This is a genomic window from Solimonas aquatica, assembly GCF_900111015.1.
Taxonomy (GTDB): Bacteria; Pseudomonadota; Gammaproteobacteria; order Nevskiales; family Nevskiaceae; genus Solimonas; species Solimonas aquatica.
Genome location: NZ_FOFS01000009.1, coordinates 178,124 through 202,707 on the forward strand (window position 1 = coordinate 178,124; position 24,584 = coordinate 202,707).

Sequence of the window (24,584 nt, forward strand, 5' to 3'; positions counted from 1 at the left end):
CTCCACAACGACGGCAGCGGAAATTTTATCGATGAAGACCTCGGCGCCGCCGCGCGCGTTCCTGATCCTGTCCGCCCTCGCCAGTGCTGCCGTCCAGGCGCAGGACGCCACCGAAACCGTCAATCTGCACGCCCAGTTCACGGAAGTCGTGCAGGGCCACCCCAGCTTCCGCTCGCCCTATGAAGGCGAGAACAGCCTCAAGGGTGAACGCTCGGTGCGCCAGACCAGCGATCTGACGCTGTACGCCGGCTTGCGTCTGGCGCCGCACAGCGAGCTTTATCTCGACGGCGAACTCGATCAGGGCTTTGGCCTGAGCAACACCCTGGGCCTGGCGGGCTATGCCAGCGGCGAGGCCTACAAGGTCGGCCGCGCCACTCCCTACGCCAAGCTGCAGCGCGCCTTCCTGCGCCAGAGTTTCGAATTCGGCGGCGAGTACGAAGCCCTGCCCTCGGCCGCCAATCAGCTGGGCGGCGGCCTCACGCACAATCACCTGACGCTCAGCATCGGCAAGTATTCGGTGACCGATCTGTTCGACACGAATCGCTATGCCCACGATCCGCGCGGCGATTTTCTCAACTGGTCGCTGCTCGATGCCGGCGCCTTCGACTACGCCGCCGACGCCTGGGGCTACAGCTATGGCGGCGCGGCCGAGTGGCAGCAGCGGCAATGGACGCTGCGTGGCGGCGTATTTGCGATGTCCCGTGTGCCCAACAGCCCGCAGCTGGAGCCGGCGTTCAAGCAGTTTGCGCTGATCGGCGAGCTGGAACATCGCCACCAGTGCTGGGGGGAGGACGGCGCCCTGCGCCTGACGGCCTTCGACAATCGCGGCCGCATGGCGCGCTACGACGCCGCGGTGGCAGCGGCGCAGCGCAGCGCCGCGCCAGCCGACGTCAGCAGCCTGCGGCAGTTCGACTCGCGGCCCGGCGCGGCGCTGAATCTGGAACAGGCCCTGACGGCGGATCTGGGCCTGTTCACGCGCCTGAGCGCCAACGATGGCAGCAAGGAGACCTTCGAGTTCACCGACATCAACCGCTCGCTGTCCGGCGGCCTGTCACTGCAAGGCAGCGCCTGGCAAAGAGCGCAGGACAGCGTGGGACTGGCGGCGGTCGTGAATGAGTTGTCAGGCGCGGCGCAGCGCTACTTCGCGGCCGGCGGCATGGGACTGCTGATCGGCGACGGGCAGCTGCCGCATTACGGCAGCGAGCGCATCGCGGAGCTGTACTACCGCTGGCAGATGCTGCCGCAGCTGCAGCTCTCGGCCGATGGCCAGTACGTGGAAAACCCCGCCTACAACCGCGACCGCGGACCGGTGCGGCTCGCGGCCCTGCGCCTGCATGTGCAGTTCTGAGACCGGCACCGGCATAAGAATATGGCGCCGACGCGCACGAGCTTAGCAGTAGAACTTCGTTCACAAACCGCGCCGCGCCCGCGAGCATCGCTGCCCATACACCGCATGCTGCGGCCAGAACAATCTGACTCATGCACCTGGGCCTGCTGTCCTATTTCGCGATCCTGTTCGCCTTCATCGCGCTGGAGCTGGCCACGCGCCGCTTCACACCGGCCTATGCCTCACGCCGCGAACTGCTGATCGACTTGTCGTTCCTGTTCTCAGCCACGGTGGTGATCGGCCCGCTGCTGGCCTGGTTCCTGGCCTGGCTGGAGCACACGCTGTTTCCCGCCTACGCCGGCGTGCTGGCCGGCACCCCGGTCTGGCTGCAGTTCCTGGCCTTTCTGCTCTGCGAAGACATGGTGCAGTACTGGTATCACCGCAGCGTGCACCGCGTGCCGGCACTGTGGCCTCTGCATCTGGCGCACCACAGCGCGCCCTACATGAACTCGCTGGTCACCTACCGCAACAGCTTTTTCTACATCCTGCTGTTCCCCAACATCTGGCTGGCCAGCGTGCTGGTGTATCTGGGCTTCGGCGAGGTGTTCCTCGTCTACTCGCTGATCAAGGCCGTGGTCACCATCGGCGCGCACAGCGCCATCCGCTGGGACCGGTTTCTCTATCGCCACCGGGCACTGCAACCGCTGGCCTGGCTGGTGGAACGCAGCATCTCCACGCCGGCCACGCACTTTGCTCATCACGCCGCCGTCGAGAACGACGGCGTGGGCCATCACAGCGGCAATTTCGGCAATCTGCTGTTCTTCTGGGATGTGCTGTTCGGCACGGCCTTGATCTCGCGCCGCTACCCGGTCGCCTTCGGGCTCGAAGCGAATTCGCCGGACGCCCAGCGCCCCTGGTCCGAGCTGATGTTCTACCCGTTACGTCGCCGCGCACGCACAGCGCCTGCGCAAGACCCGGGTCTTGCCGCCCAAGCAGCTCCAGTCCGCTCCTGAGCCCCGCGCCAGGGCGCGGCGCCCGCCCCGTCTGTCTGCCATTGCAAACGCTCCGTTTCTCGCCATGATCAAACGTCCGCTGTTCGCCGCCTTGCTGAGCCTCGCCACGGGCGGCATCGCCCAGGCCGCCGCCGAGCTTTCGCTGCCGCAAGCAGACCCGGCCTTCGGCGGCAGCATCGCCATCAACGCCAAGGACTCCAAACCCGAGTGGCCGGCCCCGGTGAGCGCACCCAGCGGCGCGCCGAATATCGTGCTGATCATGACCGACGACACCGGCTTCGGCGCCGCCAGCACCTTCGGCGGCCCGGTGGAGACGCCGAGCCTGCAGCAGCTTTCGACGCAAGGCCTGCGCTACAACAACTTCAACACCACCGGCCTGTGCTCGCCAACGCGCGCCGCGCTACTCACCGGCCGCAATCATCATCGCGTCGGCTTCGGCACGGTGGTGGACATCGGCAGCGGTTATCCGGGCTACAACGGCTTCTGGAAGCGCAGCACCGCCAGCGTTGCGCGCGTGCTGCAGCTCAATGGCTACAGCACCGCGGCCTTCGGCAAATGGCATAACACGCAGCGCCGCGAAACCGGCCCGACCGGCCCCTTCGATCGCTGGCCCACCAGTCTGGGCTTCGATTATTTCTACGGCTTCCAGGGCGGCGAGCAGAACCAGTACGAGCCGCCGCTGTTCCGCAACACCACGCCGGTGGACCCGCCGCATCCGGCCAATGCCGAGGACTATCACCTCACCACCGACATCGTCGATGACGCCATCGGCTGGCTGCACACGCACCAATCGGTGGCGCCGGACAAACCGTATTTTCTCTACCTGGCACCGGGCGCCACACACGCCCCGCATCACGTGCCCAAGGCCTGGGTGGACCGCTACAAGGGCAGGTTCGATCAGGGCTGGGACAAGCTGCGCGAGGAAACTTTCGCGCGCCAGAAAAAGCTCGGCGTGATTCCGGCCAGTGCCAAGCTGACGCCGCGGCCCAAGGAGCTGCCGGCCTGGAGCAGCCTGAAACCCGAGCAGAAAAAACTCTATGCGCGGCAGATGGAAGTATTCGCTGCCTTTCTCGCCCACACCGATCACGAGATCGGACGGCTGATCGACGCGGTGCATCAGACCCCGCAGTCCGACAACACGCTGATTCTCTACATCGTCGGCGACAACGGCGCGAGCGCCGAAGGCGGCCTGGAAGGCTCGGAGAACAACGTCGCCTCCTTCTTCATGAATCTGCCCGAAGATCTGCGCACGCAGCTGACGCACATCGACGAACTCGGCTCGGTGACGCACGACAATCACTACGCAAGCGCCTGGGCCTGGGGCACCACCACGCCGTTTCAGTGGACCAAGCAGGTGGCCTCGCATTTCGGCGGCACGCGCGATCCGCTGGTGCTGTCCTGGCCGGCGCGCATCAAGGACAAGGGCGGCCTGCGTCAGCAGTTCACGCATGTGAACGACATCGCCGCCACGCTGTACGAAGTCACCGGCATCAGCTTCCCCGGCGCCGTCGACGGCATCGCGCAGCAGGCGCTGGACGGCACCAGCTTCGCGTACAGCTTCGATCATCCCGAAGCGCCCTCGCGACACCGCGTGCAGTACTTCGAAATGCTGGGCAACCGCGCCATCTACCAGGACGGCTGGATTGCCGCCGCGCGTCATTCCCTGCCCTGGGAAAACGTGGCGCGCAACGAGGACTTCACCCAGGACCGCTGGGAGCTCTACCGGCTCGACGACGATTTCAGCGAGGCCCGGGATCTGGCCGCCCAATACCCGGACAAGCTGCGCGAGCTGCAGGCGCTGTTCGACCAGCAGGCCCGCGCCAATGATGTCTATCCCTTCAACAATGGCATCGGCGGCAAGAGCGGCCCGCCGCCGCAGGGGCTCACCGAAGGGCGCAAGCAGTTCACCTATTTCGCTGATCAGCCGCGCCTGCCCACGGCCGCCGCGCCGCCGCCCCTGCTCTCGCACCGCCTGGTGGCGCGCGTCACGCTGCCGGCCAAGGCACAGGGCGTGATCGTCTCGGACGGCGGCCGCTACGGTGGCTACACCTTGTACATCAAGGACGGCCAGCTGGTGTACGAAAACAACTTCGCCGATCTCAAGCGCGAGCGGCTGATCGCCACTGCGCCGCTGCCGACCGGGGCCGCCGAGATTGCCTACGAATTCACCCGCGACGCGGGCCAGGGCCTGGTGGGCGGCAAGGCGCGACTGCTGATCGACGGCAAGGAAGTCGGCAGCACGCATTTCGAACGCGTTGCGCCGGCCTCCAGCCTCGGCACCTTCGACATCGGCCGGTCGCACGTCTCGCCGGTCAGCGACGCCTATCAGCCGCCTTTCGCCTTCAATGGCCAGATCGAGCAGCTGCGCATCGAGCTGCAATGAGTACAGCGCGCCCGCCGGCTAGCCGAGACCCTCGGCGAGCCGGCGCAGCGCCTCGCCGCTGACACGGTTGATGAGCCACTCGCGCTTGAGCTCGGCGCCCAGGCTTTCGTAGAAGCGGATCGCCGGTTCGTTCCAGTCCAGCACCGTCCATTCGAAACGGGCACAGCCGCGCTGCACGGCCAGCGCCGCCAGCGCCTGCAGCAGACGGCGGCCCAGACCGTGGCGACGCATCGCCGGCTTCACGAACAGGTCTTCGAGATAGATTCCCGGCCGGCCGGCAAAGGTGGAGTAGTTGTGGAAGAACAGCGCAAAGCCTGCCGCCTCGCCTTCGTATTCGGCGATCAGCGCCTCGGCGTAAGGCCGCGCGCCGAACAGATGCTCGCGCAGATCCTCTTCGCGCAGCACGCATTGCTCGCGCAGGTTTTCGTAATCCGCGAGCGCCTGCACCAGCTGCACCAGCAGCGGCACGTCATCGGGCCTGGCGGCGCGGATGGTCACGGCGCTCATGGCCTTCAGAATCCCAGCACCTGACGCATGCTGTACAGACCCGGCGCGCGGCCCGCGAGCCAGGCCGCCGCGCGCACCGCGCCGTTGGCGAAGTTCATGCGACTGGAGGCCTTGTGCGTGATCTCCACGCGCTCGCCTTCGCCCAGGAACATCACGGTGTGGTCGCCCACCACATCGCCGCCGCGCACCGTGGAAAAACCGATCGTGCGCCGCTCGCGCGCGCCGGTGTGGCCGTAGCGTTCGTAGACCGCGTCCTGGCCCAGATCACGGCCTGCGCCACGCGCCGCCGCCTCGCCCATCATCAGCGCGGTGCCGCTGGGCGCATCGACCTTGTGCCGGTGATGGGCTTCCACTACTTCGATATCGAAGTCCTCGCCCAGCACCCGCGCCGCGTCTTCGAGCAGCTTCAGGCAGAGATTCACGCCGATGCTGAAATTGCCGGCCATCAGGATCGGAATCCGCTGCGCAGCAGCGTCGATGCGCGCCTTTTGTTCGGCGGTAAAGCCGGTGGTGCCGATCACCACGGCCTTGTTCTGCGCCAGGCAAATCTCCAAGGCCGCCAGCGTGCCTTCAGGGCGCGTGAAGTCGATCAGCACGTCGTAATCGCCGGCCGCCGCCGCGAGATCGGCGCCGATTTTGATTCCCTGCGTGTTGATCGCGGTGCCGATGGCAGCGTGGCCCTCGCGCTCGAAGGCGGCGCCGAGGGTCACGGCTGAAGAAGCGGCGGCAGCGGCCTGCAGGGCCTGGCCCATGCGGCCGGTGGCGCCCTGGATGGCAATGCGGACAGGAACACTCATGGCGAAATCACGCAGCAAAAAAACGGGCGCGTAGTCTACGGCGTGGCGCCGCGCTCCGCGCGCTTGGCCTCGATCCAGCGCGCCTCCATCGCCGCCAGCCGTGCTGGATCGCCCAGTGGCGGCAGTGCATCCGGCGCCGCGCAGACATGCGCGAACCGCCGGCGGAACTTGTCGTTGGCGCCGGCCAGTGCCGCCTCGGCATCCACGCCCAGATGCCGCGCCAGATTCACCGCCATGAACAGCAGATCACCCAGCTCGTCCTGTGCTGCCTCACGGCTCTGCGCTGCGGCCTCGCGCAGCTCGGCACTTTCCTCGGCGAGCTTGTCCCAGAGTTCGTCCAGATGCCGCCAGTCAAAGCCCAGTTCGGCGGCTTCGCGCTGCAGACGCAGGGCCTCGCTGAGCACCTGGCTCATATCGCAGTCACCTTCTGCGCCAGATTCCAGAGCATGCGCGCGGTCAGGCCCCAGATGCGGTGCTGCTGCCAGTGCAACTCGACCATCGGCACCGGCTCGCCCTGGAAATCCAGATGCGTGAGTACATAGGCCTGAGGGTCCAGCGCGGTGGCCAGCGGCAGCTCGAAGACCTCGGCCACCTCGCCGTGATCGATCGCCAGCGGCGGCGTGCCGTCGATCAGGCCGATGACCGGTGTCACGCGATAGCGCGAGATCGACGGATAGTCATCAAGAAAACCCAGCACTTCGACGCGCTGCGGCGGCAGACCGATTTCCTCCTGCGCCTCGCGCAGGGCATTGGCCACGGCATCGGCATCGCCGGCATCGCGGCCACCGCCGGGAAAGGCGATCTGGCCGCTGTGCGAACGCAGGTGACTGGCGCGCACCGTGAGCAGCAGGCTCAGCTCCGCACCCCGGCGCAGCACCGGCGCCAGCACCGCCGCCGGACGCAGCTGCTCCAGGGTGCCGGCCGGCAGCTGCTGGCGCAGATTGGGCGGCAGATCATCCATCACCAGCGGACGCGGCGCCTGCAGATGCGTACCGGCCAGCGCGGCGCGCAGGCGTAGTTCCAGGGGCGTGAGCGGAGCGGTTTGCGGGGCGTTCATATCCGGCAAGTCTATCGCCCTACAATGGCGGCATGAACTCCGAATCCTTCCTGGACCAGCTGCTGCAACGCTATGCGCGCTTCTCCCCACACACCCGCGACTGTGGAATCGAGATTACCGCGCTCAGCGCAGAAGGGGTGAGCACGCAGCTGCCGTATCGCGAAGACTGGCTGGGCGACGCCGACAGCGGCCGCCTGCATCCCGGCGTGCTCAGCGTGCTGATCGACAGCAGCGCCGGCGTGGCGCTGATGGCGCACCTGGGCCAGCCCGAGCGCATCGCCACCCTGGACCTGCGCATCGACCATCTGCGCCCCGCCTTCGCCGGCAGCGCGCTGCACTGCCATGCGCATTGCTATCGCAAGACCAGCAGCATCGCCTTCCTGAGCGCCGAGGCCTGGCAGGACGATCGCGAACGTCCCATCGCCCGCGCGCAGCTGGTGTTCGCCCGCAACGGTGTGCGCAACGCGGGGGTGGTATGAGCAGCACCCTGTATGCCGCCGGCCGCGCGGCGCGACAGTCCGGAGACCTGCAAGGCCTCATCGACGCGGTGCCTTACGCGCGCTTCCTGGGCATCCGCAGCGCCGCGCCGGAAAGCTCGGCACTCCTGCAGCTGCCGTTTCGCGAGGGCCTGGTCGGCAATCCCGCCCTGCCGGCCATACACGGCGGCGTCACCGCGGCGTTCATGGAGAACGCCGCCCTGCTCTGCCTGCTGCTGCGCCTGGATGTGCTGCGCATGCCCAAGAGCGTGGACTTCGCCATCGATTACCTGCGTTCGGGACGACCGCTGACCCTCTACGCCGATGCCGAGATTTCCCGCGTGGGCAGCCGCGTCGCCCACGTCAGCGTGCGCTGCTGGCAGGACCAGGTGCAGCAGCCCATCGCCCTGGCGCGCGGTCATTTCCTGCTGGAGCCCGCGCCCGAGAGTGCATGAGCGACAGCCGGCCTCGTCCAGACGGCGCTTGTGAGCACCAGACGACGCGGCCTAGCATCCAGCGCTCATCAATTACAGGAGGAAGCACCGATGTCCGCCGCCGATTTTCTCAAGAAGCTGCCCGCCGCCTTCAATCCCAGCGCCGCCGCCGGCACCGCCTGCGTGCTGCAGTTCAACAGCTCCAAGCCGGTTTATGTGCAGATCAAGGACGGCCAGTGCGCGGTGCAGGACGGCAGCGCCGGCAATGCCGACGTCACCATCACCATGGAAGACGACGATCTGATCGCGCTGCTCAAGGGCGAGCTCAACGGCATGACCGCGTTCATGACCGGCAAGCTGCAGGTGGAAGGTGATCTGATGCTGGCGCAGCGCATCGCCAGCCTGTTCGACGCGAGCAAGCTCTGAGCGACAGCCGCGCCGATCCGGCCCCGGACGCGCTCCGGGGCTTTTCGTTTGTGCTGGAAGACAGCGCGCAGGGCCTGTGCCTGCGCGCCCTGCATCATCCGCAGTTCAAGCCCCTGCGCTGCGACTGGACCGCGGCCGAGGTGATGCGCCGCATCGCCGCCGGCCGCCAGCAGCTCTTGCCGCGCGCCATCGGCCTGCACAAGCAGCGCGAGCTGAGCGTGCTCGACGCCACCGCCGGCCTGGGCCGCGACGGTTTCACCCTGGCCGCGCTCGGCGCGCAGGTCACGCTGGTGGAACGCCAGAGCCTGTTCGCCGCACTGCTGCGCGATGCCCGCGCGCGATGCCTGGGCGAGGCACGCTGGGCCGAGGCGGCGCAGCGCACGCACATCATCGAGGCCGACGCCCTGAGCGTGCTGGGCAGCGGACAACGCTGGGACGTGGTGCATCTGGACCCGATGTATCCGCATCGCGGCAAGCAGGCGCTGCCGCAGAAAGAGATGCAGATCCTGCGCGAACTCAGCGGCGGCGACCCCGACGCCGATGCGCTGCTGGAACCGGCGCTGCGCTGCGCGCGCCTGCGCGTGGTGGTGAAACGTCCGGCGAGCGCGCCGCCGCTGGCCGGGCGCGATCCCAGCCATGTTCTGCAGGGCACGCAGGCGCGCTACGATGTCTACCTGCCCTTGCGCGACGCCTGAGTGATGTTGCGACTGACCCTCATACGCCATGCCAAATCCTCCTGGGCCGACGACAGCCTGGACGATTTCGAACGCCCCTTGAACGAGCGCGGCCGGCGCGATGCGCCGCGCATGGCGGCGCTGGCGCAGCGCGAGCTGGAGACACCGGCACGCCTGGTCACCAGTCCGGCGCTACGCGCCATCAGCACGGCGCGGGTGTTCGCCGAAACCCTGGGCATCCCTCACGACAGCCTGCTAGTGCTGCCCGGCATCTACGAAGCCAGCGGCGATGCCCTGCTCAAGCTGCTGCGCGGCATGGACGATTGCGATCAGCATCTGATGCTGTTCGGCCACAATCCCGGACTCTCGGAGCTGGCCCACTATCTGGCGCCCTGCAGCTTCAGCGAGCTGCCGACCTGCGCTGTGGCGCATCTGGAACTGGATCGCGCCCGCTGGCGCGAGCTGGGCGAGCACTGCGGGCATCTGGCCTACTACGTCACGCCCAAACAGCTGCGCGGCGGCGACTCGGTTTAAAGCGCCTTGAGCTCGCTGCAAAAACGCGCCGCGTTCTGCACATAGACCTGCGCGCTGAGCGCGATGCGCGCCACTTCCTGCGGCGTGAGCTCGCGCACCACCTTGGCCGGCGAGCCCATGATCAGGCTGTTGTCGGGGAAACGCTTGCCTTCGGTGATCAGCGACTGCGCGCCCACCAGGCAGTTGCGGCCGATGCTCGCGCCGTTCAGGACCACGCTGCCGATGCCGATCAGCGAACCCTCGCCGATGGTGCAGCCGTGCAGCATCACACGATGGCCGATGGTGCAGCCGCCGCCGATCAGCAGCTTGAAACCGGGATCGGTATGCAGGATCGAACCGTCCTGCACATTGCTGTTTTCCCCGACCGTGATCTGGTCGTTGTCGCCGCGCAGCACCGCACCGAACCAGACGCTGGCGCCGCGCTGCAGATGCACCGAGCCGATGATGCTGGCATCGGCCGCCACGAAGTTGTCGCCATCCAGCTGCGGGCGACGCTCGCCGAGTTCATAGATCATGCGGCGGCGGCCTGCAGTGCCTGCGTCTGCGCGCTGAAGCCGTGGCCGTTGTCGAGCAGATATTCCAGCCACTTGTGCAAGAGCAGATTGCGCCGCCACTGCGCACTCAGGAAAGCGTGTGCGGCCGGATCGGCATCGTCGCGCGCCAGCCAGGGCGGACGGTGCTCGCATTCCAGCGCTTCCGCCAGCGAGGCGTCGCGGTAGGCGCGCACCCAGAGGTCGGGCTGCCGGCGCAGCCCCTGCTCATCGGTGAATTCGTAGGTGAGCCGCAGGGTGTGCGTGTAGCGGTCGCAGGCGGAAATTTCCAGATGCAGGGGACAGTCACTCTGGCTGCGCGAAACCACCTGCTGCCCGGCGGCATGACGCTCCAGCTGCGGAATCAGGCGCAACAACATTCGGTAATTCCGCTCGTAGAGTTCGAGCAGATGCGCGATGCTGCGAGGCTTGCCGCAGCAAGGACAAAGATGCGTGGTGGCTTGCATGCGAGGACTATAAGATACCCATGACGTCGTCTCCAAGACTTGTCATCCGCCGCTCAACCCCCGCCGCCATGCCGATCCGCGAAATTACCACCAAGCCTTATCTCGACCAGAAGACCGGCACGGCCGGTCTGCGCAAAAAAGTGGCGGTCTTCCAGCAGCCGCATTATCTGGAAAACTTTTTGCAGGCCATTTTCGATTGCGTGCCGGAATTGAAGGGCCAGCTGCTGGTGATCGGCGGCGACGGCCGTTATCACAACCGCGACGCGATCCGCACCGCCATCTCGCTGGCCGCCGCCAATGGCGTGGCGCGCGTGGTGGTTGGCCAGGGCGGCATCCTGTCCACGCCGGCGGCGTCCCATCTGATCCGCGTGCGCAAGGCCAGCGGCGGCTTCCTGTTCACCGCCAGCCACAATCCGGCTGGCCCGGATGGCGACTTCGGCGTCAAGTTCAACATCGCCGGCGGCGGTCAGGCCAGCGAGGCCCTGACCACGCGCATCTACGAGCAGACCAAGATCATCGGCCGCTACTACGTGCTCGACGGCACCGAGGTCAATCTCGACCGCTGCGGCGAGCAGCAGCTCGGCAACACCGTGGTGGAAGTGCTGGACAGCGTCGATGATTACGCGCAGCTGATGCAGCAGCTGTTCGACTTCGATCGTATCCGCGACTGGCTCAAGCGCGGCCACAGCCTGCGCTTCGACGCCATGCATGCCGTCACCGGGCCGTACGCGCAGCGCATCTTCGTCGATCTGCTCGGCGCGCCGCCCGGCAGCGTCAGCAATGCCGTGCCGCTGCAGGACTTCGGCGGCGGACATCCCGATCCCAATCTGATCTACGCCAAGCATCTGGCCGACCTGGCCTACAGCAGCGAATCACCGGATCTGATCGCCGCCAGCGATGGCGACGGCGACCGCAACATGATTCTCGGCCGCGGCCTCTTCATCTCGCCGGGCGATTCGCTGGCCATGCTCGCCGCCAATCTCGCGCTGCTGCCGGGCTATCGCCAGGGCCTGTCCGGCATCGCCCGTTCCATGCCCACCTGCCGCGCCGCCGATCAGGTGGCCGCTGCGCTCAAGGTGCCGCTGCACGAAACCCCCACCGGCTGGAAGTTCTTCTGCAATCTGCTCGACGCCGGCCAGGCCACCATCTGCGGCGAGGAAAGCTTCGGCACCAGTTCCGTGCACACGCGCGAGAAGGATGGCCTGTGGGCGGTGCTGGCCTGGGCCAATGTGCTGGCCGCCACCGGCCTGTCGGTGCAGGAACTCGCGCAGCAGCACTGGGCGCGCTACGGCCGCCATTATTTCGCGCGTCACGATTACGAAGAGCTCGACACCGCGCTCGCGGAGAACCTGATGCGCCAGGCTGCCAGCCTGCTGCCGACGCTGGCCGCTCAGAGCTTTGCCAGCTGGACGGTGACGCAGGCCGACGAGTTCAGCTATCACGATCCCATCGACGGCAGCGTCGCCGCCGCGCAAGGTCATCGCATCATCTGCGGCGAGGACGCGCGCGTGGTGCTGCGCCTGTCCGGCACCGGCACCAAGGGCGCGACGCTGCGCGTATATCTGGAGCGCTATGTGCGCGAGGCCGGCGCGTTGAACTGGGCCACCGGCGATGCCGTGGCGCCGCTGGCCGCCGCCATCGACAAGCTGGCGCGGATCAGCGAACTCAGCGGCCGGCGCACGCCGGATGTGGTGACCTGAAGCGCCGCGAGCGGTCGCTGCCGACCGCCGAACGGTCATCCCGGGTGAACAGCTGCTACAGGCTGTAACAAGCTGTAAAAGCCGCTGCAGCCTGCAGGGTCAGCGCCGCTAAGAGGCTCAAGCGCAGCAGCGTCCGCTGCCTTGAGACCCACTTAGCAGGAGCTTTCAGCCATGAGCATTTCCAGTATCAGCAGCAGTTTCAGCGCCCAGGCGCTGGGCGCCAGCGGCAGCCAGAACAGTTTCCAGACCAAGCTGTCCTCGCTGCTCAGCGCCATCGACTCGGGCGATCTCGATTCAATCAAGAGCGCCTACGACAGCCTCACACAGAGCAGCAAGAGCGGCGGCAATGGCAAGGATCCGATCGGCAGCCTGCTGACTTCGGTCGGTGAGGCCCTGAGTTCGAACGATGTCAGCGCCGCCCAGGACGCTGCGGAAGTCTTTGCCCAGGCCACGCCGCCGTCCGGCATGCAGGGCGCGCAGGGTGCCGGCGGTCCGCCGCCGCCACCGCCGGGCCCGCCGCCCTCGGACAGCGACAGTGATGATCTCAGCAGCAGCGTATCGAGTCTGCTCGAAGCGCTGAGCAACAATGATCTGAGCTCGGCCTCGTCGGCCGCCGATTCACTCAGCGCCATCCTCTCGGCGCTGAGCAGCAACAGCGACAGCAGCAGCACCTACAACGCGTCCAGCACCAGCAGCAGCGACGGCAGCAATCCGCTGCAGCAGCTGGTCGGCAAGCTGGAGGATTCGATCAGCTCCGGTGATTCCGGCGCGGCGCAGCAGTATCTGGGCGAGCTGCTCAAGCATCTGCCCAGCGGCAGCCTGATCAGCACCAGCGCTTAGGGTCTGTTCACATTCCCTTTACGCGCTGCGACGGAGCTTGTTTTGCCGCAGGGCAAGGCGGCAGACGCGCCGCCTGGTGATTCCAAGCAAGCGGCTGCCAAGGCCGCACCGCGGCAGCACAACCCCGTGCCGCCCGGGTTGCGCCGGAAATTCCGCCATGCGGCGTTGCGAAACTTGGCCTTGGCCCCACCAAGGCCTGCGTTTCGCGCCTTGTCTGGCGAAATTCCTGGCAGCAACGCAGCCGGCAAAGTGAAGGCGAACAGGCCCTAAAAACGCAAACAGCGGCGCGCGAGGCCGCGCCCGCGCACCGCTGTGGTTCCGGCGACTGCGTTTTTACAGACCGAGATTCATGCCCGGCGGCAGCTGCATGCCGGCGGTGACCGCGCCCATCTTGGTCTTGGTGAGTTCCTCGACCTTCTGCGTGGCATCGTTGATCGCCGCGGCGATCAGGTCTTCGACGAACTCCTTGTCTTCCTTCAGCGCATCGGCGCTGATCTCGACCTTGCGCGCCTGATACTTGCCGCTCAGCGTGATCTTGACCATGCCGGCGCCGGACTCGCCGGTGACTTCGGCGCGCGCGATTTCATCCTGCACGCGCTTCATGTTCTCCTGCATCTGCTGCGCCTGGCGCATGATCTGGCCGAGTGGACCGCCTTTCATGGGAAAACTCCTTGTACTGGATTCGGGGGCCGCACCAGCGCCCACGCCGATGGCGGGCCGTGCTGCCGGATGCGCATTCTAGCTGAGCGCGTCGCCGGGTCATGGCGCCGCCGTGCGCCCTGAGACAGAGCCGGGCCCGGCGTGTCTCAGCTCTCAGCTCTCACGAATCGAGCGGATGAATCGATCCCGGCTTGATGCTCGCGCCGAACTGTTCGCGAAACGCCCGCACCACCGGATCGTTTTCCATCGCCGTCTGCGCATCCTCGCGCCGCAGCTGCTCGGCCTGCTGCGCCTGCTGCGCCGGTGTCAGCACCGCTTCGCTGGCGATTTCCACCACCAGCTCCACGTCCTCGCCCAGACGCTCGCACAGCGTGCGCGTGAGCTGCTGACGACGCTCAGGCGTGAGCAGATGACGCGCGCGCGCGTCCAGACTCAGATGCAGCTGCGCGCCGACACGAGCGGTCCAGGCGCAGTTGCGCGCCAGCTGCCGGGCAAAGCTTTCCAGACCCAGATTGTCGATGGCCGTCAGCCAGTCCTCGGCACTCTGCAGTCGCAGCGGCGGCAGCGCGGGCTTGGGCGCAGCCGCAGGCGGTTCGGGTGACGGCGACGGCGACGGCGCAGCTTGTGCGCGTGGCGCGGCGGCGGCAGCCGGAGCCGCCGCGACCCCGCCGGCCGCAGCGCTGCCGCGCAAGGCCGCACCGCCACCGCCGGTGTTCGCCGGCGTGGCGGGACCCTCGTCCGGACGAAACGCCGCCATGCGCAGCAACGTCATCTCGAAACCCAGGCGCGGATCCGGCGCCCAGGGCAGATCGCGCCGGCCGCTGACCGCGATCTGGTAGTAGAGCTGCACATCCTCCGGCCGCAGCCGATCCTTGAGCGTCAGCAGCACGGCATCGTCTTCCTCGCCGGCGGCACCGGGCAGCATCTGCAGCACCGCGATGCGCTGCAGGGACGCGGCCAGATCGCTGAGCAGGGCGGCGTAGTCCGGCGCCTGCTCCTCGAGCGCCTGCAGACCGCGCAACAAGAGCGCGCTGTCGTTGCCGGCCAGCGCTTCCAGCAGCTCGAACAGGCGCGCGCGGCCGCTGGTGCCGAGCATGTCCTCGATGGGCTCGCGCATCAGTGTCTGACCGCCGGAGAAGGCGATGGCCTGATCCAGCAGCGACAGGCCGTCGCGCATCGAGCCGTCGGCGGCGCGCGCGATCTGGCTCAGCGCCGGCAGCTCGTACTGCAGACCCTCGTGATCGAGCACCTTGGCCAGCTGATCGCGGATCAGGCTCACCGGCAGGCGCTTGAGATTGAACTGCAGGCAGCGCGACAGCACCGTCACCAGCAGCTTCTGCGGATCGGTGGTGGCGAGAATGAACTTCACATGCGGCGGCGGTTCTTCCAGGGTCTTGAGCAGCGCATTGAAGGCGCTCTTGGACAGCATGTGGACTTCGTCGATCAGGTAGACCTTGTAACGGCCCCGTGCCGGCGCGTACTGCGCGTTCTCGATCACCTGACGCACATCATCGACACCGGTGTTGGAGGCGGCGTCGATTTCCAGCAGGTCCACGAAGCGGCCCTCGTCCACCTCGCGGCAGGCCGAGCACACGCCGCAGGGATTGGCGCTGACCCCGGTTTCGCAATTCAGGCATTTGGCGATGATGCGCGCCAGCGTGGTCTTGCCCACGCCGCGTGTGCCGGTGAGCAGGATGGCCGGATGCAGCTTGTCGCCGGCCAGCGCGTGCGAGAGCGCCTTGACGACGTGCCCCTGCCCCATCACATCGGCGAAGCTGCGGGGACGGTATTTGCGGGCCAGGGCGAGATAGCTCATCGGCGATCCGGAAATGGTGGGCGGTGGGAGAAGTCGATCAAGGCAGCGCAGCGGGCGCGGCCTGGCGAAGGCGGATTGTCCGGGATCGGCGCGGCGATGGCCAGAACCGCCGGAGACGAAACTTTACACAGCCCGGATGCTCCATGAGGCCTCACGATGCTATCGTCCGGGCGATTTCGAAAACCCAACACGGTCAAGCAAGCGTGAACTTGTCCTGGTCCCGGCGGCTGGCTGGCCTTTGCTTCCTGCTGTGCGCGGCGGCGCCGGCCGCCGAGCCGCCGCCGGCGCATCCCCTGAGCCTGGCCGAACTCACGGCCCTGGCGCTGCGCAACAATCCGCAGACCCGCGCGGCCTGGGCCAGTCTGGCGCAGTCACAGGCGGCCGAGAAAATCGCGGCGGCCGGCTACTGGCCCACCGTCAACGCCAGCTTCAGCGCGCAGCGCCTGCGTTCGCTGGCGGCGCAGGGCAACAGCGTCGCCGCGCAGACGCGGCTGTCGCCGTCCCTGAGCCTGAGCTGGCTGCTGTTCGACTTCGGCTCGCGCGGCGGCAGCGCGGATCAGGCTGCGGCCAATGTGCTGGTGGCGCAGTACGGCCTCAACCAGAGCTTGCAGGATCTGGCGCTGAGCGTGGAGTCCGGCTACTACAGCCTGCTCGGCCAGCGCGCGCTCAGCCAGGCCCATCAGCAATCGCTGGATGAAGCGCAGGCCAATCTCGATGCCGCACAGACCAAGCACAAGGCCGGTCTGGCCACCGTCGCCGATGTCTATCAGGCACAGGCCGCGCTGGCCGCGGCCCAGCTGAGCCTGCAGCAGTCGCAGGGCAATGCCCGCATTGCGCAGGGCGCGCTGGCGGTGGCGGCCGGCTATGCGCCGGACACCCTGCTGCAGCTCACCGACTGGCAGGCCGACGCGACCCAGGCGCGCCTGCCCGCCACCACGCTCGAACAGCTGCTCACCCAGGCGCGCGGCGCGCGCAGCGAGCTCTTGGCAGCGCAGGCCAGCGAGCAGGCCGCCGCCGCCGCCGTGCGCATCGCGCGCGGCGATGCCCTGCCCAAGCTCAATCTCAGCGGCAGTGCCGGACAGACGCGCATTCTCGACGTCGGCACCAGCCGCCAATACAGCGCCGCCGCCACGCTCAGCGTGCCGCTGTTTGCCGGCGGCGCGCTGCACGCGGCGATCGCCCAGGCACGCGCCGCGCAGGATCTCGCACAGGCCAACCGCGAGACCGTGCTGCGCAGCGTCGAGCAGGCGGTGTGGAGCGCCTGGCAGAACATGCAGACCGCCTACAGCGGCCTGGCCAGCAGCCGCCTGCAGGAACAGGCCGCGCAGCGCGCCGCCGAGGCGATCCGCGCGCGCTACCAGAACGGCCTGTCGAGCATGCTGGATCTGCTGAGCAGCGAGGCGACCCTGGCGCAAGCCCGCGTCACCCGCATCCAGGCAGCGCTGGACTGGTACACCGCGCTGGCCACGCTCGCCCACAACGCCGGCGGCCTGCGCCTGCCGGACGAGGCCACTGCCCCGGGAGTCACGCCTTGAATCTCGCCGTTCCAAGGGTTTCGCGCCGTCGTCGCGCGCTCGTGCTGCTGCTGTTGCTGGCGCTGGCCTGGTTCGCCTGGCGGCACTGGCACGCCAGCAGCCCCGGCGCCGGTCATGCCCCGGAAGCCACGGCGGTGTCGCTGACCCGCGTGCGCAGCGGCAGCGCGCCGGTGGTGCTCGAAGTCATGGGCAGCGTGCTGAGCCCGCACAGCGTCAGCGTGCGCGCGCAGATCAGCGGCCTGCTCAAAGCGGTGTATTTCGAGGAAGGCCAGGACGTGAAGGCGGGCGAGCGCCTGTTTCTCATCGACCCGGCGCCGTATCAGGCCGCGCTGGCGCAGGCACGCGCGCAGCTGGCCATGGATCGCGCTGCCGCCAGCAGCGCGCAGGCGCAGTACGAGCGCATGAAGCCGCTGGCCGAGCAGGACTTCGTCACCCGCCAGGAATTCGACGACGCCCGCGCCGCCGCACAGGAAGCGCAGGCCCGGCTGCAGGCCGATCAGGCCGCCGTGCAAAGCGCCGAGATCAATCTCGGCTACACCCTGATCCGCGCGCCGATCAGCGGCCGCAGCGGCGCCATCGCGGTGCGCAGCGGCAATCTGGTGTCGAGCACCGACAGCACGCCGCTGGTGGTGATCAATCAGGTGGAGCGACTGCAGGTGCAGGCCGCGATTCCGCAGGATCAGCTCGCCGCCGTGCAGCAGGCCCTGCAGCGCAGCGTGGTGCCGGTGCGCGTCAGCGCCAGCCGCGGCGGCGAGACCCTGGCCAGCGGCAGGCTGATGTTCGTGGACAACGCGGTGGCGGCCGGCAGCGGCACGGTGATGCTCAAGGCCGAGGTCGACAACCAGGCACAGGCGCTGTGGCCCGGCGCCTTCGTGAACCTGAGCCTCAGCCTGCGCGTGGATCCGTCCGTGCTGCTGGTGCCGGAGGCCGCGGTGCAGCCTGGCGCCGAAGGCCAGTACGTGTTCGTGGTCGGCGCCGATCACAAGGCGGTGCAGCGTTATGTGGGCGTGGATCGCCAGGCCGGCGCCGAACTGGTGATCAGCAAGGGCCTGCAGGCCGGCGAGACCATCATCGCCAAGGTGCCGCACAATTTCCGGCCCGGCACGCTGGTACGCGACGCCGCCGGCAGCCGCAAGGCCGGCGCCGCGCAATGAGCGTATCGGAGCTGTTCATCCGGCGCCCGGTGGCGACCAGCACGCTGATGCTGGCGCTGGTGCTGTTCGGTCTGTTCGCCTATCGCAGCCTGCCGGTGGCGGAACTGCCCAGCGTGGATTTTCCCACCATCAGCGTTTCGGCGAGCCTGTCCGGCGCCGATCCGGAAACCATGGCCGCCACCGTGGCCACGCCGCTGGAGCGGCAGTTCACGCAGATTCCCGGCGTGGACACCATGAGCTCCAGCAGCAGCACCGGCAGCACGCAGATCACGCTGCAGTTTGCGCTGGATCGCGACATCGACGCCGCCGCGCAGGACGTGCAGACCGCGATCTCGCAGGCGCGCCGCTCGCTGCCCACGGCCATGACCAGCGACCCGACGCTGCGCAAGGTCAATCCCGCCGACTCGCCGATTCTGTTTCTGGCGATGAGCGCCACCACCATCCCGCTGACCACGCTGGATGACTTTGCCGAGACGCGGGTCGCCAACCGGCTCTCGCAGGTGGACGGCGTGGCGCAGGTGCAGGTCTACGGCGCCAAGACCTATGCCGCGCGGCTCTACGTCAATCCGGCGCTGCTCAGTGCGCGCGGCCTGTCGCTGACGCAGCTGATCAGCAGCATCGCCAATGCCAACAGCAACCAGCCCAGCGGCACGCTGTACGGTGCGCAGCGCAGCTACACCGTGTCCGCCGACGGCCAGCTGCGCAATGCCGCGGCCTTCAACGACAGCGTGATCGCCTGGCACAGCGGCGCCCCGGTGCGGCTGCGCGATGTCGGCCGCGCGGTGGACAGCATCGCCAACGACAAGCAGGCCACCGAGTTCAACGGCCGGCCGGCGATCGTGGTCGCGGTCACCCGCCAGCCCGGCACCAATACCGTCAAGATCGCCAGGTCCATCCGCGCGCTGCTGCCGGAACTGGAGAAGCAGGCGCCGGGCGATGCCCGGGTGTCGGTGATGTACGACCGCAGCGAGTTCATCGGCGAGTCCATCGACGACGTGAAGCTGACCCTGCTGCTGTCGATCGTGCTGGTGATCGGCGTGATCTACCTGTTCCTGCGCGACAACCGCGCCACGCTGATCGCGGCCCTGGCCCTGCCCTCCTCGCTGCTGGGCACTTTCGGGCTGATGTATCTGTGCGGTTTCTCGCTGGACAATCTCTCGCTGATGGCGCTGACCCTGTCGGTGGGCTTCGTGGTGGACGATGCCATCGTGGTGCTGGAGAACATCGCCCGCCATCGCGAACGTGGCCTCTCCGGCGCGCAGGCGGCCAGCGTCGGCGCCGGCGAGATCGGCTTCACCGTGATCTCGATGACGCTGTCGCTGGTGGCGGTGTTCATTCCCATCCTGTTCATGGGCGGCATCATCGGCCGTCTGTTCCGCGAGTTCTCGATGACCGTGGCCATCGCCATCCTGCTCTCGGCCCTGGTCTCGCTGACGCTCACCCCGATGCTCTGCGCGCGTTATCTGGGCGAGCACCAGCAGCAGCCGCAGAACCCCTTGTACCGCGCGAGCGAGCGCCTGTTCGCCGCCGCGCAGGCGCTCTACGCCGGCAGCCTGCGCTGGGCGCTGCGCCATTACCGCCTGATGCTGCTGATCGCGGCACTGAGCCTGCTGGCCAGCGTCGGTGCCTTCAAGCTGGTACGCACCGGCTTCATTCCCACCCAGGACACCGGCCTGATCAATGGCTCGACCCTGGCCCCCGACGGCCTGAGCTTCGAGGAACTGCTCAAGCTGCAGCGGCAGGTGGCGAAGATCGTCCTGGACAATCCCAATGTGCAAGCCGTGCAGTCCTCCGCCGGCCAGGGCCAGGGCGGCGTGTCCAGCGGCAACACCGGGCGTCTGATCATCCGTCTGAAACCCAGCGCCGAGCGCGCGCAAAGCGCCGACCAGATCATCGGCGAGCTGCGCCGCGCCGTGCGCGCCGTGCCGCTGATGCAGGTGTTCTTCCAGAATCCGCCGGCGATCCGTATCGGCGGCTTTTCCTCCACCGCCAATTATCAGTACGTGCTGCAGGGCGACGACTTCGGCGCCTTGAGCCTGGCCGCCGACCGCATGCTCAAGGCGATGGCGCAGATTCCCGGCATCCGCGACGTCAACAGCGATCTGCAGCTCAACAATCCGCAGATCGATGTGCGCATCGACCGCGAGCGCGCCGCCGCCCTGCAGGTCGCCGTCGCCGACATCCAGAACACCCTGTACGCCGCCTACGGCACGCAGAAGATCAGCACCATCTACACCAGCAGCAATCAGTACGACGTGCTCCTGCAGCTCGATCCGGATTACCAGAAGGACGTCGAGGCACTTCAGGCCCTGTACGTGCCCACCGCCAACGCCGGCCTGGTGCCGCTGGGCAGTGTCGCGCGCGTGCAGCGCGGCGTCGGACCGCTGGCGATCACGCATTATCAGCAGCTGCCCTCGGTGACCCTGTCCTTCGATCTCAACGAGGGGGTGTCCCTGGGCCAGCTCAGCGCGCCCATCGAGCGCGCCGCCGCGCAGAACCTGCCGGACAATGTCGTCGGCAGCTTCGCCGGCACCGCCGCCACCTTCCAGCAATCCCTGGTGGATCTGCCGGTGCTGCTGCTGTTTTCGGTGCTGGTGATCTACATGGTGCTGGCGATTCTCTACGAGCACTTCGTGCACCCGCTGACCATTCTCACCGCCCTGCCGCTGGCGGTGATCGGCGCGCTGCTCTCGCTGTGGCTGTTCGATTCCGAGCTGAACGTGTTCAGCTTCGTGGGCCTGATTCTGCTGGTGGGCCTGGTGAAGAAGAACGGCATCATCATGATCGACTTCGCCATCGCCCGCCGTCGCGAAGGGCTCAGCGCCGAGGACGCGATCTTCCAGGCCTGCACGGTGCGCTTCCGGCCGATCATGATGACCACGCTGGCGGCGGTTCTGGGCGTGCTGCCCATCGCCCTGGGCCTGGGCGCCGGCGCCGAGTCGCGCCAGCCGCTGGGCATCGCCGTGGTCGGCGGCCTGCTCAGTTCGCAGCTGCTGACCCTGTTCATCACCCCGGCTTTCTATCTGGCCATGGAGCGCTTCAGCCAGCGCCGACGCGCGCAGCTGCAGTAAGAGCGTTTCTGGGGAGGGGCCGTCGAAGGCGGCGGCCCGTATCAGCTGACTCCGGCACCCGCTAGTACCGCTACCGTTGCTCCCTTCCGGGCCTGGCGGGGTTCACGGCTTCACGTCGCGGAGGGCCGACACGGGCCACCATCGAAACCTCGCCGGGCGGCGAGGGACGCGAAGTGTGCCCGAATCGCGTGCGCACTGCCAGCACGATTCGGGCACAGGCCTTGCTTGAGCTGATCAGTCCCGGTCCCGGGTTCACCGATCAGCGGTAGCACCAAGCGGAGTCAGCGTCATGAAGAACAACAAACTCGCCACCGTCGTCGCCCTTTCGGCGATCACCATCGGCATCCTGCTCGCGGTGATGCCGTAAAACCGTCACCGCCCTGACACCCGCCTACAACACGTTCAGCGGGATCTTCAGATAGCGGATGCCGTTGTCCTCCGGCTCCGGCAGGCGCCCGGCCCGCATGTTGACCTGCACCGAGGGCAGAATCAGCACCGGCATTTCCAGCTGCCGGTCACGCGCGGTGCGCATCGCCACAAAGCCTTCCTCGTCCACACCGCCGCGCAGATGGATGTTGCGCTCGCGCTGCTCGGCCACCGTGCTGACATAGGCCAGCTCGCGGCCGCCCGGCAGGTAGTCGTGGCACATGTACAGCCTGGTCTCCGGCGGCAGGCTCAGCAGACGCTGGATGGAACGAAATAGCGTACGCGCATTGCCACCGGGGAAGTCGCAGCGCGCAGTCCCGAAGTCCGGCATGAACAAGGTGTCGCCGACAAACACCGCCTGCTCCTGACCGTCCGAGACCCGATAGCTCATGCACGCCGGGGTATGACCGGGTGTGTGCAGGGCGCTCAGCCGCAGGCCGCCGATCGCCAGAACCTCGCCGTCATCCAGCAGCCGGTCAAACTGGCTGCCGTCGCGCGCGAACTGCGCCCCGACATTGAACAGCTGTCCGAATACCCGCTGCACCGCACAGACCTCGCGGCCGATGACGATCTCGCCACCGAGCTGGTCCTTGAGATAGGCTGCCGCCGAAAGATGGTCGGCGTGGACATGGGTCTCCAGATGCCAGAGCACCTTCGCATTCAACTGCCGCACGCGTTCGATCAGCGCATCCGCGCTGCGGCTCGAAGTGCGCCCCGACTTCGGATCGTAATCCAGCACCGTGTCGATCAGCGCACAATGCCGGCTGGTCTCGTCCATCACGATATAGCTGATGGTCCAGGTGGCCGGGTCAAAATGTCCCTCCACCTTCAGTTTCGAGTTCTGCATGATACCCTCTGGTGTATGTCAAAGGTGCCTCAAAAACGGGGCATGACCGTTGATTGAAATCAAGGTGCGCGATGCCGGCGACTCACCATAATAAGAACGTTAAGGAAAGGTCCAAGAAACGGCAGGCGATACGCCATGCCGGCACCGAATCGCTTTCTTGAGAAACGATCAGGTGAAAAAGCACATGACCATTTTCAGCTTGGGCTTACTACGCGAATTGAGCATCGTCATTGCGCTCAAGCTCTGCGCCCTGTTCCTGCTCTGGTGGCTGTTCGTGCGCGACTCGACCGTGGCGGTCGACACGCAGAGCGTCACCGATCACTTCAATACCGTCGAACAACGGAGTCACCCATGATGTCCGAGCAGTTAATCGACTTGTCGCGGCTGCAGTTTGCCGTCACCGCGATGTATCACTTCCTCTTCGTGCCACTGACCCTGGGAATGGTCTGGATCCTGGTGATCATGGAAAGCGTCTATGTGATGACCGGCAAGGTCGTCTACAAAGACATGACGCGCTTCTGGGGCAAACTGTTTGGCATCAACTTCGCCCTCGGCGTCACCACCGGCATCACCATGGAGTTCCAGTTCGGCACCAACTGGGCCTACTACTCCCACTACGTCGGTGACATCTTCGGTGCGCCGCTGGCCATCGAAGGCCTGATGGCCTTCTTCCTCGAATCGACCTTCATCGGTCTGTTCTTCTTCGGCTGGGACCGGCTGTCCAAGCCACAGCATCTGCTGGTGACGCTGCTGATGGCGGTGGGCACGAATCTCTCGGCGCTGTGGATCCTGATCGCCAATGGCTGGATGCAGAATCCGGTCGGCGCGGAATTCAACTACCACACCATGCGCATGGAACTCACCGATTTCTGGGCGGTGATTTTCAATCCCGACGCGCAGGCCAAGTTCGTGCACACGGTCTCGGCCGGTTATGTCACCGGCGCGATGTTCGTGCTCTCGATCTCGGCCTGGTATCTGCTCAAAGGTCGCGACGTGGAATTCGCGCGCAAGAGCTTTCGCATCGCCGCGGCTTTTGGTCTGGCTTCGGCCTGCTCGGTGATCGTGCTGGGCGACGAGTCCGGCTACACGGTGGGCGAAGCGCAGCAGACCAAGCTCGCGGCCCTGGAAGCGATGTGGGAGACCGAACCGGCGCCGGCTTCGTTCACCCTGATCGCCGCCCCCAATGAGGCCACCGGCCGCAACGACTGGGAGATCAAGATTCCCTGGGTCATGGGCCTGATCGGCACGCGCTCGATCTCCAAGACCATTCCCGGCATCCACGAGATCAAGGAGAAGAATCGCGAACGCATCATTTCCGGCATCGAGGCGGTGAAGGCTCTGGCCACACTGCGCGCCAATCCGGACGACGCGCAGGCCAAGGCAAACCTCAAGGCACACGAGGCGGATCTGGGCTTCGGCTTTCTGCTGCGCAAGTACGTCACCGACATGAATCAGGTGACGCCGGAACTGATTGATCGCGCCGTCAACGACACCATTCCGCGCGTGACGCCGATGTTCTGGACCTTCCGCCTGATGGTGGGCATCGCCTTCGTCATGCTGGCGCTGTTCGCGATCGCCGCGCTGACGACGGTGAAGGGCCAGTGCAAGCACCGCCCCTGGCTGCTGAAGTGGGCGCTGTGGTCCCTGCCCCTGCCCTGGATCGCCTGCGAGCTGGGCTGGTTCGTCGCCGAGTACGGCCGTCAGCCCTGGACCATCTACGGCGTGCTGCCCACGCATATGTCGGTGTCCACGCTCAGCGAGGCCAGCCTGTACGGCTCGCTGTCCGGCTTCGTGGCCTTCTACACCGTGCTGCTCTGCGTGGAGCTGTATCTGATGCAGCGCTTCGCGCGTCAGGGGCCCGGCAGCCTCGGCACCGGCCGCTATCTCGCCGAACCGTCCTACCACTAAAG

The 24,584-nt window shown here is 67.0% G+C and carries 24 protein-coding genes and 1 other RNA gene; 15 read left to right on the forward strand and 10 right to left on the reverse strand.

Going from position 1 to position 24,584, the window contains the following annotated elements; translation table 11 throughout:
* Nucleotides 1-31: 31 nt before the first annotated feature.
* The 3 genes from BMY12_RS12520 (at nucleotide 32) to BMY12_RS12530 (ending at nucleotide 4,723) form a co-directional block, all read left to right on the forward strand.
* Complete coding sequence (locus BMY12_RS12520) at nucleotides 32-1,348, forward strand: carbohydrate porin (RefSeq protein WP_093286658.1); 1,317 nt, start codon at nucleotides 32-34, stop codon at nucleotides 1,346-1,348.
* 131 nt (nucleotides 1,349-1,479) lie between these two features.
* Nucleotides 1,480-2,340, forward strand: a complete 861-nt coding sequence (locus BMY12_RS12525; protein WP_093286661.1) for a sterol desaturase family protein — start codon at nucleotides 1,480-1,482, stop codon at nucleotides 2,338-2,340.
* Between the two features lie 64 nt (nucleotides 2,341-2,404).
* Nucleotides 2,405-4,723 (forward strand): arylsulfatase, encoded by a 2,319-nt coding sequence (locus tag BMY12_RS12530; protein ID WP_093286663.1) that lies wholly within the window; start codon nucleotides 2,405-2,407, stop codon nucleotides 4,721-4,723.
* A gap of 18 nt (nucleotides 4,724-4,741) precedes the next feature.
* Here the strand turns inward: BMY12_RS12530 and BMY12_RS12535 are convergent, their stop codons facing one another.
* From BMY12_RS12535 to BMY12_RS12550, 4 genes are read right to left on the reverse strand one after another with little or no spacing between them, the layout of a single operon-like run.
* A complete protein-coding gene (locus BMY12_RS12535; RefSeq protein WP_093286665.1) occupies nucleotides 4,742-5,230 on the reverse strand; it encodes a GNAT family N-acetyltransferase in 489 nt (162 codons plus the stop codon).
* 5 nt (nucleotides 5,231-5,235) lie between these two features.
* Nucleotides 5,236-6,027: a 4-hydroxy-tetrahydrodipicolinate reductase gene (gene dapB, locus BMY12_RS12540; RefSeq protein WP_093286818.1), complete on the reverse strand. Its 792-nt coding sequence runs from the start codon at nucleotides 6,025-6,027 to the stop codon at nucleotides 5,236-5,238.
* A 35-nt stretch (nucleotides 6,028-6,062) separates the two neighbouring features.
* Nucleotides 6,063-6,440 (reverse strand): MazG nucleotide pyrophosphohydrolase domain-containing protein, encoded by a 378-nt coding sequence (locus BMY12_RS12545; protein WP_093286669.1) that lies wholly within the window; start codon nucleotides 6,438-6,440, stop codon nucleotides 6,063-6,065.
* Nucleotides 6,437-7,084: a CoA pyrophosphatase gene (locus BMY12_RS12550; protein ID WP_093286671.1), complete on the reverse strand. Its 648-nt coding sequence runs from the start codon at nucleotides 7,082-7,084 to the stop codon at nucleotides 6,437-6,439. Before BMY12_RS12550 ends, BMY12_RS12545 begins: the two co-directional genes overlap by 4 nt.
* A 32-nt stretch (nucleotides 7,085-7,116) precedes the next feature.
* On the opposite strand from BMY12_RS12550, the gene BMY12_RS12555 reads away from it, so the two are divergent.
* The 5 genes from BMY12_RS12555 to BMY12_RS12575 all read left to right on the forward strand — a co-directional run bounded on the left by BMY12_RS12555 (nucleotide 7,117) and on the right by BMY12_RS12575 (nucleotide 9,628).
* Nucleotides 7,117-7,563, forward strand: coding sequence for a PaaI family thioesterase (locus tag BMY12_RS12555; protein WP_093286674.1), 447 nt, complete (start codon nucleotides 7,117-7,119; stop codon nucleotides 7,561-7,563).
* Nucleotides 7,560-8,015: a PaaI family thioesterase gene (locus tag BMY12_RS12560; RefSeq protein WP_093286676.1), complete on the forward strand. Its 456-nt coding sequence runs from the start codon at nucleotides 7,560-7,562 to the stop codon at nucleotides 8,013-8,015. Before BMY12_RS12555 ends, BMY12_RS12560 begins: the two co-directional genes overlap by 4 nt.
* Nucleotides 8,016-8,105: 90 nt before the next feature.
* Nucleotides 8,106-8,420 carry an SCP2 sterol-binding domain-containing protein gene (locus BMY12_RS12565; RefSeq protein ID WP_093286679.1) on the forward strand — a complete coding sequence of 105 codons (315 nt, stop codon included), beginning with the start codon at nucleotides 8,106-8,108 and terminating at the stop codon, nucleotides 8,418-8,420.
* A 50-nt stretch (nucleotides 8,421-8,470) separates the two neighbouring features.
* On the forward strand, nucleotides 8,471-9,115 hold the full coding sequence (locus BMY12_RS12570; protein WP_177188977.1) for a class I SAM-dependent methyltransferase: 645 nt from the start codon (nucleotides 8,471-8,473) through the stop codon (nucleotides 9,113-9,115).
* Nucleotides 9,116-9,118: 3 nt separating this feature from the next.
* The gene (locus BMY12_RS12575) at nucleotides 9,119-9,628 is read left to right on the forward strand and encodes a SixA phosphatase family protein (RefSeq protein WP_093286684.1); all 510 of its coding nucleotides are present in this window, start codon (nucleotides 9,119-9,121) and stop codon (nucleotides 9,626-9,628) included.
* Here BMY12_RS12575 and BMY12_RS12580 read toward each other — a convergent pair.
* Together BMY12_RS12580 and BMY12_RS12585 are read right to left on the reverse strand one after the other, a co-directional pair.
* Nucleotides 9,625-10,143, reverse strand: coding sequence for a gamma carbonic anhydrase family protein (locus tag BMY12_RS12580; protein WP_093286686.1), 519 nt, complete (start codon nucleotides 10,141-10,143; stop codon nucleotides 9,625-9,627). The genes BMY12_RS12575 and BMY12_RS12580 overlap by 4 nt on opposite strands.
* Entirely contained in the window at nucleotides 10,140-10,625 is a 486-nt protein-coding gene (locus BMY12_RS12585; protein WP_245732486.1) for a DUF1249 domain-containing protein, read from the reverse strand. Before BMY12_RS12585 ends, BMY12_RS12580 begins: the two co-directional genes overlap by 4 nt.
* 68 nt (nucleotides 10,626-10,693) lie before the next feature.
* Here BMY12_RS12585 and BMY12_RS12590 point away from each other — a divergent pair, with 68 nt between their 5' ends.
* Both BMY12_RS12590 and BMY12_RS12595 read left to right on the forward strand, forming a co-directional pair.
* Nucleotides 10,694-12,325, forward strand: coding sequence for an alpha-D-glucose phosphate-specific phosphoglucomutase (locus BMY12_RS12590; RefSeq protein ID WP_093286691.1), 1,632 nt, complete (start codon nucleotides 10,694-10,696; stop codon nucleotides 12,323-12,325).
* A 171-nt stretch (nucleotides 12,326-12,496) separates the two neighbouring features.
* Nucleotides 12,497-13,165 carry a hypothetical protein gene (locus tag BMY12_RS12595; RefSeq protein WP_093286694.1) on the forward strand — a complete coding sequence of 223 codons (669 nt, stop codon included), beginning with the start codon at nucleotides 12,497-12,499 and terminating at the stop codon, nucleotides 13,163-13,165.
* Nucleotides 13,166-13,498: 333 nt separating this feature from the next.
* On the opposite strand, the gene BMY12_RS12600 is transcribed toward BMY12_RS12595, so the two are convergent.
* Both BMY12_RS12600 and dnaX read right to left on the reverse strand, forming a co-directional pair.
* Nucleotides 13,499-13,825 carry a YbaB/EbfC family nucleoid-associated protein gene (locus BMY12_RS12600; RefSeq protein WP_093286698.1) on the reverse strand — a complete coding sequence of 109 codons (327 nt, stop codon included), beginning with the start codon at nucleotides 13,823-13,825 and terminating at the stop codon, nucleotides 13,499-13,501.
* 160 nt (nucleotides 13,826-13,985) lie between these two features.
* Nucleotides 13,986-15,641: a DNA polymerase III subunit gamma/tau gene (dnaX, locus tag BMY12_RS12605; protein WP_093286701.1), complete on the reverse strand. Its 1,656-nt coding sequence runs from the start codon at nucleotides 15,639-15,641 to the stop codon at nucleotides 13,986-13,988.
* Between the two features lie 209 nt (nucleotides 15,642-15,850).
* On the opposite strand from dnaX, the gene BMY12_RS12610 reads away from it, so the two are divergent.
* The 3 genes from BMY12_RS12610 to BMY12_RS12620 are packed head-to-tail and all read left to right on the forward strand — an operon-like array spanning nucleotide 15,851 to nucleotide 21,401.
* Entirely contained in the window at nucleotides 15,851-17,176 is a 1,326-nt protein-coding gene (locus BMY12_RS12610) for a TolC family protein (RefSeq protein ID WP_177188978.1), read from the forward strand.
* Entirely contained in the window at nucleotides 17,173-18,330 is a 1,158-nt protein-coding gene (locus tag BMY12_RS12615) for an efflux RND transporter periplasmic adaptor subunit (RefSeq protein ID WP_177188979.1), read from the forward strand. Before BMY12_RS12610 ends, BMY12_RS12615 begins: the two co-directional genes overlap by 4 nt.
* On the forward strand, nucleotides 18,327-21,401 hold the full coding sequence (locus BMY12_RS12620) for an efflux RND transporter permease subunit (protein WP_093286706.1): 3,075 nt from the start codon (nucleotides 18,327-18,329) through the stop codon (nucleotides 21,399-21,401). The genes BMY12_RS12615 and BMY12_RS12620 overlap by 4 nt, the downstream gene beginning before the upstream one ends.
* A gap of 35 nt (nucleotides 21,402-21,436) precedes the next feature.
* Here BMY12_RS12620 and ffs read toward each other — a convergent pair.
* Together ffs and BMY12_RS12630 are read right to left on the reverse strand one after the other, a co-directional pair.
* An RNA gene (gene ffs / locus BMY12_RS12625) (signal recognition particle sRNA small type) lies at nucleotides 21,437-21,533 on the reverse strand.
* A 259-nt stretch (nucleotides 21,534-21,792) separates the two neighbouring features.
* Entirely contained in the window at nucleotides 21,793-22,674 is an 882-nt protein-coding gene (locus BMY12_RS12630; RefSeq protein WP_093286709.1) for an MBL fold metallo-hydrolase, read from the reverse strand.
* Nucleotides 22,675-22,858: 184 nt separating this feature from the next.
* On the opposite strand from BMY12_RS12630, the gene cydP reads away from it, so the two are divergent.
* Complete coding sequence (gene cydP, locus BMY12_RS20350; protein WP_177188980.1) at nucleotides 22,859-23,029, forward strand: cytochrome oxidase putative small subunit CydP; 171 nt, start codon at nucleotides 22,859-22,861, stop codon at nucleotides 23,027-23,029.
* Nucleotides 23,026-24,582, forward strand: coding sequence for a cytochrome ubiquinol oxidase subunit I (locus BMY12_RS12635; RefSeq protein ID WP_093286711.1), 1,557 nt, complete (start codon nucleotides 23,026-23,028; stop codon nucleotides 24,580-24,582). Before cydP ends, BMY12_RS12635 begins: the two co-directional genes overlap by 4 nt.
* Nucleotides 24,583-24,584: the final 2 nt, after the last annotated feature.